Annotated in this window: 12 protein-coding genes; 7 read left to right on the forward strand and 5 right to left on the reverse strand. The window is 48.0% G+C overall.

Translation table 11 applies throughout. From position 1 onward, the window contains the following. Positions 1–161 precede the first annotated feature (161 nt). The 7 genes from OB236_RS26465 to mtnB all read left to right on the forward strand — a co-directional run bounded on the left by OB236_RS26465 (position 162) and on the right by mtnB (position 7,687). Entirely contained in the window at positions 162–1,367 is a 1,206-nt protein-coding gene (locus OB236_RS26465) for a pyridoxal phosphate-dependent aminotransferase (RefSeq protein ID WP_262686664.1), read from the forward strand. Positions 1,368–1,690: 323 nt separating this feature from the next. Beyond that, positions 1,691–2,824 (forward strand): glutamate 5-kinase, encoded by a 1,134-nt coding sequence (proB, locus tag OB236_RS26470; protein WP_076228318.1) that lies wholly within the window; start codon positions 1,691–1,693, stop codon positions 2,822–2,824. A gap of 22 nt (positions 2,825–2,846) precedes the next feature. Beyond that, positions 2,847–4,124, forward strand: coding sequence for a glutamate-5-semialdehyde dehydrogenase (locus OB236_RS26475; protein WP_262686665.1), 1,278 nt, complete (start codon positions 2,847–2,849; stop codon positions 4,122–4,124). Between the two features lie 59 nt (positions 4,125–4,183). Continuing rightward, a complete protein-coding gene (gene proC, locus OB236_RS26480) occupies positions 4,184–5,050 on the forward strand; it encodes a pyrroline-5-carboxylate reductase (RefSeq protein ID WP_262686666.1) in 867 nt (288 codons plus the stop codon). 17 nt (positions 5,051–5,067) lie between these two features. Beyond that, positions 5,068–6,384: a 2,3-diketo-5-methylthiopentyl-1-phosphate enolase gene (locus OB236_RS26485; RefSeq protein WP_262686667.1), complete on the forward strand. Its 1,317-nt coding sequence runs from the start codon at positions 5,068–5,070 to the stop codon at positions 6,382–6,384. After that, entirely contained in the window at positions 6,381–7,043 is a 663-nt protein-coding gene (locus tag OB236_RS26490) for a 2-hydroxy-3-keto-5-methylthiopentenyl-1-phosphate phosphatase (protein WP_262686668.1), read from the forward strand. Before OB236_RS26485 ends, OB236_RS26490 begins: the two co-directional genes overlap by 4 nt. Then, on the forward strand, positions 7,040–7,687 hold the full coding sequence (gene mtnB / locus OB236_RS26495) for a methylthioribulose 1-phosphate dehydratase (protein ID WP_262686669.1): 648 nt from the start codon (positions 7,040–7,042) through the stop codon (positions 7,685–7,687). Before OB236_RS26490 ends, mtnB begins: the two co-directional genes overlap by 4 nt. Before the next feature lie 160 nt (positions 7,688–7,847). Here mtnB and pyrE read toward each other — a convergent pair whose 3' ends face one another. From pyrE to OB236_RS26520, 5 genes are all read right to left on the reverse strand, one after another. Continuing rightward, positions 7,848–8,504, reverse strand: a complete 657-nt coding sequence (pyrE, locus tag OB236_RS26500; RefSeq protein ID WP_076227383.1) for an orotate phosphoribosyltransferase — start codon at positions 8,502–8,504, stop codon at positions 7,848–7,850. A 146-nt stretch (positions 8,505–8,650) separates the two neighbouring features. After that, positions 8,651–9,382 carry an orotidine-5'-phosphate decarboxylase gene (gene pyrF / locus OB236_RS26505; protein ID WP_262686670.1) on the reverse strand — a complete coding sequence of 244 codons (732 nt, stop codon included), beginning with the start codon at positions 9,380–9,382 and terminating at the stop codon, positions 8,651–8,653. Positions 9,383–9,506: 124 nt separating this feature from the next. Beyond that, a complete protein-coding gene (gene carB / locus OB236_RS26510; protein ID WP_262686671.1) occupies positions 9,507–12,722 on the reverse strand; it encodes a carbamoyl-phosphate synthase large subunit in 3,216 nt (1,071 codons plus the stop codon). After that, positions 12,709–13,896, reverse strand: coding sequence for a glutamine-hydrolyzing carbamoyl-phosphate synthase small subunit (gene carA / locus OB236_RS26515; RefSeq protein WP_076227392.1), 1,188 nt, complete (start codon positions 13,894–13,896; stop codon positions 12,709–12,711). The genes carB and carA overlap by 14 nt, the downstream gene beginning before the upstream one ends. Positions 13,897–13,995: 99 nt before the next feature. After that, a complete protein-coding gene (locus tag OB236_RS26520; protein WP_262686672.1) occupies positions 13,996–15,285 on the reverse strand; it encodes a dihydroorotase in 1,290 nt (429 codons plus the stop codon). Positions 15,286–15,295: the final 10 nt, after the last annotated feature.

A 15,295-nucleotide genomic window follows, 5' to 3' on the forward strand; every position in this document is an offset into this window, starting at 1 on the left:
AACTTTTGGTTGGTATCATTTTACCATCAGAGTAACCCAAATAACAATAGCGTAACGCATTATCCATACTTACTTCTATACACTGCTTGCGTTTCATGTTACATTTAGGCTATCTGGGCAATTCACCCTTATCCTATACAATTACTGGAGTGTGACTATAGATGAGTTCAGCTTCTTCATCAAGTAAACCCGCGTTTTCCATTCAGCCAGCACAGCGTATGCAGCAGCTTCCTACCCAGTTTTTCGCCACTCTCGTTAGTAAAGCCAATGCACAAATAGCTGCTGGCCATGACGTCATTAACTTGGGACAAGGCAATCCGGATCAACCTACTCCTGCTCATATCGTCAAGGAATTACAGGTTGCTGCCGAAAATCCACTGTATCATCGGTACCCGCCCTTCAACGGGTTCCCCTTTCTTAAGCAAGCTGTCGCCAAGCGGTATAAAGAGGATTATAATGTTGATCTGGACCCGGATAGCGAGGTTGCCATCTTGTTCGGCGGTAAAACGGGACTTGTGGAAATAAGCCAATGCCTGCTTAATCCAGGCGACGTCTGTCTTGTTCCCGATCCCGGCTATCCGGATTACTGGTCAGGAGTTGCGCTTTCCGGAGCCAAAATGGCCTTCATGCCATTGCGCGAGTCCAACGCCTTTTTACCAGATTACAGCGCTTTGTCCGCAGAGGATATTAACAAAGCCAAGCTGATGTTCATTAATTATCCGAACAATCCTACAGGAGCCTCAGCACCGGCTTCGTTCTATGAAGATACGATTCGCTTTGCCGAGCAAAATGGTATTGTGGTTGCAAGTGATTTTGCTTACGGTGCACTTGGCTTTGACGGTCATAAGCCGGTCAGCTTTTTGCAATTGCCAGGAGCCAAGGAAGTCGGTATAGAGTTCTATACACTGTCCAAAACCTATAATATGGCAGGGTGGCGAGTCGGCTTTGCACTCGGTAATAAAGAGCTTGTCCGTTTAATTAATCTCATTCAGGATCATTATTATTGCAGTCTGTTTGGCGGTATTCAGGCCGCTGCCGCTGCTGCTCTAACGGGTCCACAGGATTGTGTCGCCTCCTTGCTTGCTACATATCAAGGTCGTCGTGATGCATTATACAGCTCTCTGGATCAGATTGGCTGGAAGGCACAACGTTCACAAGGCTCTTTCTTTACGTGGCTGCCTGTACCTAAGGGCCACACCTCCGCATCGCTCGCCGATCTGCTGCTTGAGCAGGCCAAGATCGTGGTAGCACCCGGAATCGGATTCGGTGAAAGCGGCGAAGGCTACGTCCGACTCGGACTTCTGGCACCGGAACCCCGATTGCAGGAAGCCGTCGAGCGGATCGCGAAGCTGCACTTGTTTGATTAATTTGGTTCTGTCCATTAACGGTTTCTAGCGAACGCTTGCTCCTTTACAACCGAATGGCCTCATGCTATGCTATAAAAAGCAAACGTTATGATGGGATTAGTAGAAAGCCCCCCGTGTACAGAGAGTAAATTCCACTGGCTGCAAGAATTTACCGCGAAGACTTATCGAACCCGCCCCGGAACGGCCAGTGACGAGCTGGACGGCCTGCCTTGCTGTTACCTAAGGCCTATTAAGTTGGATGTTCATCATCAATTAAGGTGGTACCGCGGAAGTTCATGCTTTCGTCCTTAGAGGACGGGGGCTTTTTGTGCATTAATCGGGAAATGAGTGATGGAACTGTGCAGTATCAAACCATTGTAGTGAAAATTGGAAGCAGCTCTCTTACCTCCGATGAGGGAGGGCTTAATCGAAGTAAAATCGTATTTTTTGCCGCCGAGCTGGCACGCCTGCATGGACAAGGTTTTCAGCTGCTGCTCGTGACCTCGGGTGCTGTTGCTGCAGGTTTTCGGGAAATAGGTTACACGGCTCGTCCAAAGAATGTTCATGAAAAGCAAGCATCCGCAGCAGTCGGGCAAGCCTTGCTGATGCAAGCCTACAACGAAGCTTTTGCCGCTCATGGAATTGGTGTCGGACAAATACTGCTGACACGTTCGGACTTTTCCAACCGCAAACGAATCCATAACGCAACCATGACGATTGAGGAGCTGTTAAAGCATCGAATACTCCCGATTATCAACGAAAACGATACTGTAGCGGTTGATGAGCTCAACTTGAAATTTGGTGATAACGATGCACTATCCGCTCTCGTCGCTAACCTGGTCAAAGCCAAACAGCTGATCATCATTACGGATACAGATGGCCTTTATACGGAAGATCCACGCAAAAATGCAGATGCCAAGCGAATTGAACGCGTACTGGAAATCAATGAAGAAATGATACGTATTGCCGGAGGCTCCGGCTCGTCTGTTGGAACCGGCGGTATGCGTTCCAAGATTGAGGCAGCCAGGATCGCAATGCGCGGCGGTGTTCCCGTGTTTGTCGGACGTGTCCTCGAGGATGGCGATTTGGAGCTAGCTGCCAGCAACACGGGCAAGGGCACTTATTTTGATACGAGTCAGCACAATTTGCCTATGAAAAAACAATGGCTTGGCTTCCACTCCATGCCGCTTGGCCATATTATGGTCGATGCTGGAGCTGAGATCGCGCTTGTTGACGGTGGCCGAAGCTTACTCCCCGCAGGAGTAACCGAGGTTGAAGGTGATTTTCACCCAGGCGATGTGGTGGAAGTCATCAATAACCAACGACAAATCATTGGCAGAGGCGTTGTGAATTACACGATCTGGCAGCTTAAAGCTGTCGCAGGCCTCAGTACGGAGGAAGTTCAAAAACGAATTGAGGTCCCTCGGATCGAAGTGATTCATCGGGATGAATGGATCACTTTATCCGTCCACAAATAAACTTTCTCAGGAGGAACTCCCTATGGAATCTTTGGATCAACAAACAATCACAACCAGCGAGGTCGTACAAAAAGCAACTTTAGCCAAACAGGCTGCTCCCCGTTTAAGCCTGCTGACAACTGAACAAAAAAATACCGCCCTGCTACTGATAGCTGACGCTCTTATAGAAGAGACACCCTCCATATTAACAGCTAATGCTGAAGATCTGCATCTTGGGCGGAAAAACGGGACTAGCGATTCCCTGTTGGATCGTATTGCTCTGAATGAGCACCGTATTGCCGCCATGGCAGAAGGCTTGCGTCAGGTTGTGGCGCTGCCTGATCCTGTTGGTGATATATTAGAACAAACAACGCGTCCCAACGGCTTGAATATTACAAAAATTCGTGTACCTATCGGTGTCATCGGGATTATATATGAGGCTCGTCCAAACGTCACCGTTGATGCAGCTGCCCTTTGTCTTAAGACTGGCAATGCGGTCGTGCTGCGTGGAGGATCTGCAGCCCTATCCTCCAATCGCCGTATCGTAGAGGTGCTTCATGAAGCACTCACCCGCTCCGATATCCCTGCCGACTCCCTGCAATTAATCGAAGATCCTGATCGGAGCTCGGTAGATCAAATGCTGAAGTTAAATGGCTTGCTGGATGTACTTATCCCTCGTGGTGGACACTCTCTGATTCAGAATGTTGTCAAAAATTCAACGGTTCCTGTCATTGAAACAGGCGCAGGAATTTGCCATACTTATATAGACGAAACCGCCGATTTCCAAATGGCTCTGCAAATCGCTATCAATGCTAAAGTACAGCGACCATCCGTATGCAACTCGATGGAAACCATGCTTGTGCATGAACGGTTTGCAGAACAGCACCTGGCATCGATTGCTGAGCAGTTTATCGCCAACAATGTCGAGCTGCGTGGCAACAAGCAGGCTCAAGCCCTGTTTTCAGCAATCAAACCCGCTTCTGACGAGGATTGGAATACGGAATACAGCGACTATATTTTGAATATCCGAATCGTAAGCTCTTTGGATGAAGCTCTACAGCATATACGTCTCCATGGCACCCAGCATTCCGAATGTATTGTCACTACCAACGAAGCCAACGCGGAACGTTTTCTGCAGGAAGTCGATGCGGCTGCGGTATACCACAACGCTTCCACCCGGTTTACTGATGGATTCGAATTCGGATTCGGCGCTGAAATCGGCATCAGTACACAAAAGCTGCATGCGCGCGGACCGATGGGACTTCCTGCATTAACCTCTACGAAATTCCGTGTTTTGGGCAATGGGCAAATCCGCGGCTAGTAGAACGTGTTCAAGCAGTCTCGACTCGACGAATCGTTTTAATTAAAGGAGAAATTACATTGACGTCTTTATCTACAGCTCGTATTACATTTGTCGGAGCCGGCTCGATGGCCGAAGCGATCTTACGCGGACTCACCGCTGATGAAAACAGCAATAAACAGCGGATTACCGTCCTGAATCGCTCCGATGTAAACCGTCTGCAATTCCTGCAGCAAAGCTACGGGGTTAGCCTTGCAGTCGATGCAGAGCAGCGGGCTGAAGCTATTGCTGCTGCTGATGTTGTTGTTGTAGCTTTTAAGCCCAAGGATGCTATTGAAGGGCTCCTATCGATCAAATCATTATTAAAGCCTTCACAGCTGTTAGTTTCTGTTATCGCAGGTTTGTCCATCACGACTATGGAAATGATCCTTGGTACTTCGGGTCAGCCTATCTCACGTACCATGCCGAACACTTCAAGCGCTATCGGGCTCGGAGCAACTGGCATCAGCTTTTCAAAAAGTGTCACGACTGAGCAGCAGCAGCTCACCACACAAATGTTTGCTTCGACCGGCATCGTCACGATTGTTAAGGAAGCCAGACTGGACATTGTAACCGGTGTGTCAGGAAGTGGACCTGCTTACATTTATTATATGATGGAAGCCATGATCGAAGGCGGTGTTAGGGGTGGTCTCACGCCAGAAGCTGCCAAAGAGCTTACGATCCAAACCGTGCTCGGGGCAGCGCAAATGGTACAACAAACCGGAGAAGCTCCTGCTGATCTCCGTCGGAAGGTAACCTCTCCGAATGGCACCACCCAAGCAGCCATTGAAATGCTGGACCAGCACCAATTTGCTATTGGAGTGACGAAGGCTGTTTTACGCGCTTCAGAACGTGCCAATGAGCTTGGCAAAACGATCAGTGCGCAGGCAAGTGAAATCAAATTCTAATTAAGCAGGTGAACCTTTTGTTTCATTCTTACTGTTCAGCAACTTATCGCTGCTATGACGAAAAGGCTGATTTCAATAAAAAAGCGCTCGGTATCGCCGTCGGCTTGACCGTCGGCAGCTGGACCGATTTACCTGAAGCTAAAAAAGCAGATATGGAGCGGCATCTCGGTAAAGTGATTAGCGTTGACGTTCATGAACCTGATAGCAGCAGCGGAGAAACCGTCTCTGAGCGGTACGCTGATATCCGGATCGCTTATCCGGACTTGAACTTCAGCCGTGACATCCCGGCCCTGCTGGTGACGGTGTTTGGCAAGCTTTCGATGGATGGTCGAATCAAGCTAATCGACTTATCATTCTCAGAGGAGTTTTTATCCGGCTTCCAAGGACCGAAATTTGGTCTCGAGGGCGTTCGCAAGCTGCTTGGAGTCCCAGACCGTCCTCTCCTGATGAGTATTTTCAAATCTGTTATCGGTCACGATTTGCCGACACTCCGTGAGCAATTCTATTTGCAGGCGCTTGGTGGAGTCGATCTGATCAAGGACGATGAAATATTGTTTGAAAACCCTCTTACGCCTTTGGAAAAGCGGGTTGAGGTGTGCATGGAAGCTGCGGCACAAGCCGAACAAGAAACCGGGCAAAAGCTGCTGTATGCCGTTAATCTGACAGGTCCAACCTTCAGTCTGCTGGATCAAGCCCGTAAAGCGATTCAAGCTGGTGCCAACGCTCTGCTGTTCAATGTATTGGCTTATGGCTTCGATGTATTGAATGAACTTAGCCGCCATCCCGACATTAAGGTGCCCATCATGGCCCATCCGGCAATGGCCGGAGCCTTGTATCCTTCAGCATATCATGGAATTTCGGCTAATGTCCTGCTCGGCAAGCTGATGCGTCTGGCAGGAGCCGATATCGTATTGTTTCCATCCCCTTACGGTTCTGTCGTAATGCCGCGTGAAGAAAATATGGCGATCAAGCAAGCATTACTTACTGAGAACAAGGCCGATTATATGTTTAATTTACAAAATGGTGAGCGTACGATCAAAGAAAATACTCACTCATCCTCACATCAGGCACTTTCTCTGCGCAGCAGCTTTCCGGTTCCATCGGCAGGCATTCATCCGGGATTGGTTCCACTCATCCTGAAGGATTTTGGCAATCAAACGATCGTTAACGCTGGTGGAGGTATTCATGGCCATCCGATGGGTACTGTTGCTGGCGGCCATGCATTTCGCCAAGCGATTGATGGATGCTTGGCAGGTCAATCCCTCAAAACATATGCCCTTCAACATCCAGAGCTTAACGCCGCGATTGAAGCCTGGGGGCTTAGAGAATCATGAGTCGTAAACGTATTATCTTTTGCGACTTCGACGGTACGATCACCGTCAATGACAATATCGTAGCTATCATGAAGCACTTTAAACCGGATGGCTGGGAATCATTGGTCGAACAGGTGATTTCTAAGAAAATGACAATCCGGGAAGGTGTCGGGCAGATGTTTGCCTTACTGCCAACCTCACGCAGGCAAGAGGTCATCGATTATGCGATCAACAACGTGACGATCCGTGATGGGTTTGCTGAGCTGTTAGCCTACTGTAAGGAGCAGCGCATTGAATTTTATGTGACCAGCGGCGGCATCGATTTTTTCGTCTATCCGGTATTGTCTGTCTTTCCGATTCCAGATGACCATATTTATTGCAACGCCAGTAATTTCAATGGAAGTCATATTGAGATTGTGTGGCCGCATGCTTGTGATGAGCATTGTCACAATGACTGCGGTATGTGCAAAACGACGATTATACGACGCTATTCCCCTGATGATTACGAACGCATCCTGATAGGGGACAGCGTGACCGATTTCGAAGGCGCAAAGCTCGTTGAAACCGTATTTGCCCGTTCACATCTGATTGATCTGTGCAGCGAACTCGGTTTGAATTATTTCCCATTTAATGATTTTCATGAGGTAATCCAGCGTTTAGAGGAGATGAGCGTGCAATGACAAATCCGGCTGAGCTTCGCTTGGAGGATAAGCAGCAGGCTTTTGCTGAGCTGCGCGAGATTAAAACAACATTGGCCAACAAAGGCTGGTTTCCAGCAACAAGCGGCAATCTCTCGATACGTGTTGGTGATTTTGCACCTGATCAGTTTACCTTTGCGATTTCCGCGAGCGGTAAAGATAAGTCAGTGCATACACCATCCGATTTTTTGTTGGTCAATGAAGAAGGCAAGCCGACAGAGGTTACATGGCTCAAGCCTTCAGCAGAAACTTTGATTCATAAGGAGATATATCGTTTAACTGGCTGTGGCGCTATTCTGCATGTACATACCGTGTTCAACAATATCGTCTCGGAGCTGTTCTGGGAGCGCAAATCGATTCCAGTGGATGGCGTCGAATTGATCAAAGCCTTCAACATTTGGGATGAGGAAGCTCATATTGAAATTCCTATTCTTCCTAACTATGCGGACATCCCACGAATTGCTGAGCTGGTGGAAGGTGCAATCGTACCCAAGGTTCCAGGCATTATGCTGCGCAAGCATGGTATTTACGCATGGGGCGCCAACTGCTTTGAAGCCAAACGCAATCTGGAAGCTTTTGAGTTTTTGTTCGAATACGTCTACCGTATGGAGTTATTAAAAAAATAGTTCCCATCAATCTCCATAGGCACACATGGTCTTAATTAAAAAAAGCCCCAACTTTTGTTGACGCTCAGTGATGACTGGCGGTAACAGAAGTTGAGGCTTTTTCTCGACACTGATGTTATCTAAGGAACCTACTTCTATAGAGAAGTTATGATAAATTCAATTATCTTCCATATTCACTTGGATTGCTGCTCCATGATCTCAAGGCTTCGAGATCCCGCTGCTGAATACTGCCCTGTTGTAACGCTACATCCAGTAAAATGGAATAATTGGTTAAGGTTTCGAATGGAATATTTGCCGCTTCAAATGCTGCGGTTGCTTTCTCGAATTGATAAGAGAAGATACCAAGCACACCCAGCGCCTTCGCTCCAGCATCATTTACGGCGAGCGCAACCTTCAATGAACTGCCCCCCGTAGAGATCAGATCCTCGATAACAACGGTTTTTTGTCCTGGGTGAATGCTGCCTTCGATAAGGTTCTCCTTGCCATGTCCCTTCGCTTTATCACGAACGTAAACCATGGGCAGGTTCAGCTTTTGAGCTACCCATGCCGCGTGTGGAATCCCCCCAGTAGCAGCCCCTGCAATAACTTCCGCATCTGGAAAATTCTCACGAACCAGAGCAGCAAAACCTTCTGCTATCGCCTCACGAATGTCCGGATACGAGATCGTAAGACGGTTATCGCAATAAATCGGTGATTTGAGTCCTGATGTCCAGGTGAACGGTTGGTCAGGCCGAAGTGCTACCGCACCGATCTGCAGTAAAGAACTGGCTACTTGCTCGGCAAGCTGTGGGTTCGTCTTAATTGATTGTGTACTCATAAATACATCGCTCCTTAGATAGTCAATTAGTGGTGAACCGGCTCCATCTATGTCTTGTTACACTGCCATCATTATACAATTGGTACCACACAACTTGTCGATGCAACGTCTTGGCAAGGCCAAGCTGCAATAGCTTTCGATACCATCTATTGGATCGACTCAATAATACTTTCCAGTGCACCACGAGGGTCCTGGGCAGCCGTGATTGGCCTTCCAATTACGATAAAATCCGTACCTTGTGCAAAAGCTTCTGCCGGTGTCAATACCCGTGACTGATCGCCAATATCTGACCCTGCCGGACGAATACCCGGTGTTACAGTTACAAAACCAGAACCGCAGGCTTCCTTGATGCGAACTACCTCTAATGGAGAAGCGACAACTCCAGCCAGTCCAGCTGATTGTGCCATGGCCGCATAACGAAGAACTGTTGCTTCCACGGAGCCTGCAAGCCCTATTTCCTCGTTCATTACCTGCTGGCTTGTACTTGTCAGCTGTGTCACGCCAATAACCAACGGATGTGCGAGAGCATGCGTACCACCCTTTAATGCCTTATCTACGCCTTCCATGGCTGACTCCAGCATTTGCTTACCGCCAGCCACATGCACATTAAACATGTCAACTCCAAGCCTTGTGATGCTTTCAGAGCCGCCTTTTACCGTGTTGGGTATATCGTGCATCTTCAGATCCAAAAACACCTTGTAGCCCTGTTCCTTCAAGCTGAGCACGAACTGGGGACCCGCGCTGTAGAATAACTGCATCCCTACCTTCATGTAGCAAGGAATGCCTTGTAACGCTTCCACTAACTGACGAGCTTGACCGGCTTCCGCATAATCGAGTGCCACCATAATACGTTCTGCTACTTTTGCTGGTACTGTCATTCCCCTATCGCCTCCTGATTCATACTGCGTTCCAGTTGACACCTTGCGGCTCAGCCGCCTTATCATGGGATTAGCACAGCTTCCCTCTGAAGTCTTGGGCTGCTGTGCTAATCGATTTAAGCTGTTATATATGATTGGCTGGCATCGCTTCGGATTGGAAGTTGATGGACTCCAGCATATGCCAAAGCGCCCGCACCGTATCCAGTGATGTCATACAAACAATGCCATTCTCTACCGATTCACGGCGAATACGGAATCCGTCGCGCTCCGGTGTTTTACCTTTGGTTAACGTATTGACAACGAAATGCGCTTCTCCATTGCGGATCAAATCCAGAATGTTTGGAGAACCCTCGCTGAGCTTGTTCACAGTCGTTACAACGACACCCGCTTCTTCCAAAGCTTTGGCCGTACCGCCTGTTGCTACGATCTTATAACCCAGCTTGTAGAAGCCTTTTAAAATCTCAATGGCTTCTTCTTTATCTTTGTCAGCTACGGTTGCGATGATAGAGCCTGTCGGCGGAATTTTCATACCGGAACCGATTAACCCTTTATATAAAGCTTTGGCAAAGCTTTTATCGCGTCCCATTACTTCACCCGTCGACTTCATCTCTGGTCCAAGTGTCGTATCTACACGGCGCAGCTTGGCAAAAGAGAACACAGGCACTTTTACAGATACAAAGTCATCCTCTGGCCATAGGCCCGTTTCATATCCCATATCGGTAAGCTTCTCGCCAAGAATAACACGCGTCGCGACATTCGCCATCGGAATTCGGGTTACTTTGCTTAAGAATGGCACGGTTCTGGACGAACGCGGATTTACCTCAATCACATAAGGCTGATCTTGATAAATAACGAATTGAATATTAAGCAAACCGACAATTTCCAAACCTCTGGCAATTTTCGTCGTAATCTCAATGATTTGCTGCTTGATGGAATCCGAAACCGTTTGTGTTGGGTACACAGCAATCGAGTCACCTGAGTGCACGCCGGCTCTTTCAATATGCTCCATAATACCAGGGATGACGACGGTCTCCTTATCGCAGATCGCATCGACTTCCACTTCTTTACCCAGCATATAACGGTCAATCAATACCGGATGCTCAGGGTTGATTTTTACGGCATACTCCATGTAGCTCAATAGCTCATCATCGGAATAGACGATTTCCATCGCGCGGCCACCCAGTACATAAGATGGACGAACCAATACCGGGTAACCATGGATCGCAGCCATGCCTACTGCCTGGTCAACTGATGTTACTGTACCGCCCGGAGGCTGAGCGATATTCAATCCACGAAGCAGCGCTTCGAATTTCTTGCGATCCTCTGCTGCATCGATGTTTTCCAGATCGGTACCAAGAATGCGTACGCCTGCTTTGGATAATGGTGCAGCCAGGTTGATCGCAGTTTGACCGCCGAATTGAACGATAACGCCGATTGGCTGCTCGCGCTCAATCACGTTCATAACATCCTCGAAGAATAAAGGCTCGAAGTACAAGCGATCGGAAGTATTAAAATCGGTTGAAACGGTTTCTGGATTGTTATTGATGATTACAGCTTCGTACCCAGCAGCTTGAATTGCCCATACCGCATGCACTGTGGAGTAATCGAATTCGATACCTTGTCCGATACGGATTGGACCTGAACCTAATACAACGACCTTTTGCTTCGTAGCTTCCTTGACTTCATCTTCAGTCTCATAGGTTGAGTAGTAATAAGGCGTAGTGGCCTCGAATTCCGCAGCACACGTATCTACCATTTTGTATACGGGCTTCAGACCAATGTTTAAGCGGTAAGCACGAATTTCGGACTCATTCGTAAATTTCAAGCCGCTGTTAGCTGCTGTGCGAATTTCAGCGATAGCACGATCTGTAAAGCCTTTGCGTTTGGCTTCACGCAGAACCTCATCACTTAGCTCAGGCTCAGCGATCTGCTTTTCGAACAGGATCATACCTTCCAGCTTGTTCAGGAACCACCAGTCGATTTTCGTCAAATCCTGAATTTGCTGTAACGTATAACCGCGGCGGAATGCTTCTGCGATCAGGAACATCCGTTCGTCATCGGGTTTTATCAAGCGTGTTTCCAACGTTTCTTGATCGAGCAAGTCGGTTTCCTTAAGGAACAGACGATGAACGCCAATTTCCAATGAACGGATCGCTTTATGAATCGATTCCTCGAAAGTACGACCGATAGCCATAACCTCGCCGGTAGCTTTCATTTGCGTACCCAGCTTACGATTGGCTGATGTAAATTTATCAAACGGCCAGCGTGGGATCTTCGATACGATATAATCCAGTGTTGGCTCGAAGCAAGCGTAAGTTTGACCCGTTACCGGGTTCATAATTTCGTCCAAGGTGTAACCGATAGCGATTTTGGCAGCCATTTTGGCGATCGGGTAGCCGGTTGCTTTGGAAGCCAGAGCGGATGAACGGCTTACACGTGGATTTACTTCAATTACATAATATTGATAGCTGAAAGGATCAAGTGCGAACTGAACGTTGCAGCCACCTTCAATATTCAGTGCGCGAATAATTTTCAGTGATGCGGAACGCAGCATTTGATATTCACGGTCAGATAATGTTTGGCTCGGTGCAACAACGATGCTGTCCCCTGTATGAACGCCAACCGGATCGAAGTTTTCCATGTTGCAGACAACGATACAGTTATCGTTCGCATCACGCATAACCTCATATTCAACTTCCTTCATGCCTGCGATACTTTTCTCAACCAGACATTGTCCAATTGGACTGTAACGGATTCCTGATGCTACCGTCTCTAGCAATTCTTCCATATCGGCGCAAATGCCTCCACCTGTTCCACCCAATGTATATGCAGGGCGAACAATTAATGGAAACCCGATTTCATTCGCAAAATCAACCGCTTCTTCAACAGTCGTTACGATAACACTATCCGGGACGGGCTGCTCTAATTCTCTCATCAGATCACGAAACAGATCACGGTCCTCGGCTTTTTCGATAGCAGTTAATTGTGTTCCCAGCAGCTTAACATTTTCACGCTCCAACACACCTGCACGAGCCAAAGCAACGGCCATATTCAGACCTGTTTGACCACCAAGTGTTGGAAGCAAACCGTCAGGACGCTCCTGACGAATAATTTGCGTAACAAACTCCAGTGTGATGGGCTCGATGTATACTTTGTCTGCCATGTTCGTGTCGGTCATGATCGTTGCTGGGTTGCTGTTGATCAGGACGACCTCCATGCCTTCTTCCTTCAATGCTTGACAAGCTTGTGTTCCTGCGTAGTCAAACTCAGCTGCTTGTCCAATGACAATCGGACCGGAACCGATCACTAATATTTTTTTGAGGCTATTATTTTTTGGCATAGTCTAGTTCTCCTTTTGCTGCAGGTCCGGAAGCACCGGCTGCTTGTAATCCTAGCTTGGAAGCCGCAGAAATTTGCGCTTGTCTAGGGAGCTGCGGACGATCCGCTTTGAACTGGCGTATTTGCTGGATGAAATCATCGAACAAATAGCTGGAGTCAAATGGACCCGGGGACGCTTCAGGGTGATACTGTACGGAAAAAGCAGGATACTTGGTGTGCTTCAAGCCTTCGATAGTACCATCATTGTTATTGATATGTGTAACTTCAAGCTCCGTGTTTGCAACGGATTCATCTTTAACGGTATAGCCATGGTTTTGCGATGTGATGTAACAACGATTGCTTTGCAGATCCTTAACCGGATGGTTACCGCCGCGATGTCCGAATTTCAGCTTGTCCGTGTCAGCACCGCAAGCAAGAGCGAACAACTGATGGCCTAAGCAAATACCGAAAATCGGGAATTCACCAAGCAAATCAGCGATCATGGAAACGGCATGCGGAACATCCTTTGGATCCCCAGGGCCATTGGACAGCAGGATGCCATCCGGTCCCAAACGGCGAATTTGTTCAGCTGTTGTATCATGAGGTACGACGACAACGTCGCAATCACGCTTAACTAAATCACGAAGAATTCCGCTTTTGGAGCCAAAGTCAACCAGCACAACCCGTTCTTTGGGTCCTGGAATGCTGAACACGCTTTTGGTTGAAACTCTGGAAACCTGATCGTTCATTAATGAGCTGCCTGTTAATTGCTCCATCAGTTCAGCAACTGACTTCGTAGAAGTCGTCAGCATGGCTTTCATAACTCCATGATGGCGAATCCGTCGAGTCAGCATCCGAGTATCGATATCGCTAATGCCGATAATGCCGTATTCTTTGAGCAAGCTGTCCAGTGAATATTCCGCTCTCCAGTTGCTTGGAACCACTTCATGCTCACGTACGACGAAGCCATGGATAAAAGGACGAATCGACTCGAAATCGTCACGCGCCATACCGTAGTTGCCAATCAGCGGATACGTCATCGTTACAATTTGTCCACAATAGGAGGGGTCTGAAAGAACCTCCTGATAACCTGTCATACCTGTATTAAAAACGACCTCGCCAACCGAGTCGCCCTCACTTCCAAAGCCTTTGCCTGTAAATAATGTACCGTCTTCCAACAATAATCTTGCCTGCATCGATTTCAACTCCTTATCTACTTGATTCCAGCTCTTTAAATGGTAACTCTGTAATTAACCTGTTTATTGTAGAATTGGCTTCATCGCCAATCGCACCGTTTATGCTTCTGACCAAACGACCTTGCCGCCAACCATCGTATGCGTCGGCCAGCCTTGCAAGCTCCAGCCTATGAAAGGTGTATTGTGTCCTTTGGATAGGAAATCCGCCGGGTCGACCGCTTGTTCCTTATTCAAATCAATAATTGTAATATCTGCTACTTTACCTGCTTCCAACCAGCCTTGTGATAAACCGAAAACTTGTGCTGGCAAGGAGGTCATTTTGTCCACCAAAAATTGCAGTGTCCATTGTCCTGTTGCAACAAACTTGGTATAGAGCAGCGGGAATGCAGTTTCGAATCCAACAATTCCGAAAGGAGCCAAATCAACACCCTTCGCTTTCTCTTCAGCACTGTGAGGTGCATGATCGGTTACGATAATATCGATAGTTCCATCCAGCAAACCTTCGATACAAGCCTGTACATCTCTTGGCGTGCGCAGCGGCGGATTCATTTTCCAATTGGCATCGTCCAGACCCGGGATATCTTCATCGGACAGCAGCAGGTGATGCGGACAAACCTCAGCTGTCACCTTAATGCCAAACTGCTTGGCATGGCGAATCAATCGAACCGATTGCTCCGTACTGACATGACATACGTGGTAATGTGCACCCGTTGCTTCTGACAAAAGAACATCGCGGCCTACATGAATCGCTTCTGATTCATTAGGGATTCCTTTTAAGCCGTGTTTACGTGAAAATGCACCTTCGCTCGCCCATGCTCCCACTGTCAACGTGTCGTCCTCGCAGTGTGCGATAATCGGCAGTCCAATGGATGCAGCCTTCGTCATGGCATCCTTCATCATTTGCGCGTTTTGTACGCCTACACCATCATCCGTAAATCCGATAGCTCCCGCTTCCTTCAAAGCATCGAAGTCGGTCAGCTCGCGTCCCAGCTCATTTTTGGTAATACAAGCATAAGGGAGTACGCGTATAATTCCTTCATTCTCTGCTTTATCCAACACATATTTGACCGTTTCTACGGTATCGATAACAGGCCGTGTGTTCGGCATGCAGGCTATCGTTGTAAAGCCGCCGCGTGCTGCTGAGCGTGTTCCACTCGCAATCGTCTCTTTATATTCAAAGCCTGGCTCACGAAGATGCACATGCATGTCGATCAAGCCTGCTGTAACCAGCTTGCCTGCCGCGTCAATCACTTCGTGCCCTGCGGTATCTGGCAATGTATCTCCTGCTTCGATAATCTGTTCAATCAGTTGACCTTCTACCAATATATGACGTTTTGCAAGCTCATTACCCGAAGCTACCGTCTGTGCATTCAATATCCAAATTCCCATAATGGCCTCC

Source organism: Paenibacillus baimaensis, from assembly GCF_025567575.1.

Bases quoted from the DNA above. Each gene is read 5' to 3' on its own strand.
- OB236_RS26465 (WP_262686664.1), top strand. From the start codon at position 162: ATGAGTTCAGCTTCTTCATCAAGTAAACCCGCGTTTTCCATTCAGCCA.
- proB (WP_076228318.1), top strand. From the start codon at position 1,691: ATGAGTGATGGAACTGTGCAGTATCAAACCATTGTAGTGAAAATTGGA.
- OB236_RS26475 (WP_262686665.1), top strand. From the start codon at position 2,847: ATGGAATCTTTGGATCAACAAACAATCACAACCAGCGAGGTCGTACAA.
- OB236_RS26490 (WP_262686668.1), top strand. From the start codon at position 6,381: ATGAGTCGTAAACGTATTATCTTTTGCGACTTCGACGGTACGATCACC.
- mtnB (WP_262686669.1), top strand. From the start codon at position 7,040: ATGACAAATCCGGCTGAGCTTCGCTTGGAGGATAAGCAGCAGGCTTTT.
- pyrE (WP_076227383.1), bottom strand. From the start codon at position 8,504: ATGAGTACACAATCAATTAAGACGAACCCACAGCTTGCCGAGCAAGTA.
- pyrF (WP_262686670.1), bottom strand. From the start codon at position 9,382: ATGACAGTACCAGCAAAAGTAGCAGAACGTATTATGGTGGCACTCGAT.
- carB (WP_262686671.1), bottom strand. From the start codon at position 12,722: ATGCCAAAAAATAATAGCCTCAAAAAAATATTAGTGATCGGTTCCGGT.
- carA (WP_076227392.1), bottom strand. From the start codon at position 13,896: ATGCAGGCAAGATTATTGTTGGAAGACGGTACATTATTTACAGGCAAA.
- OB236_RS26520 (WP_262686672.1), bottom strand. From the start codon at position 15,285: ATGGGAATTTGGATATTGAATGCACAGACGGTAGCTTCGGGTAATGAG.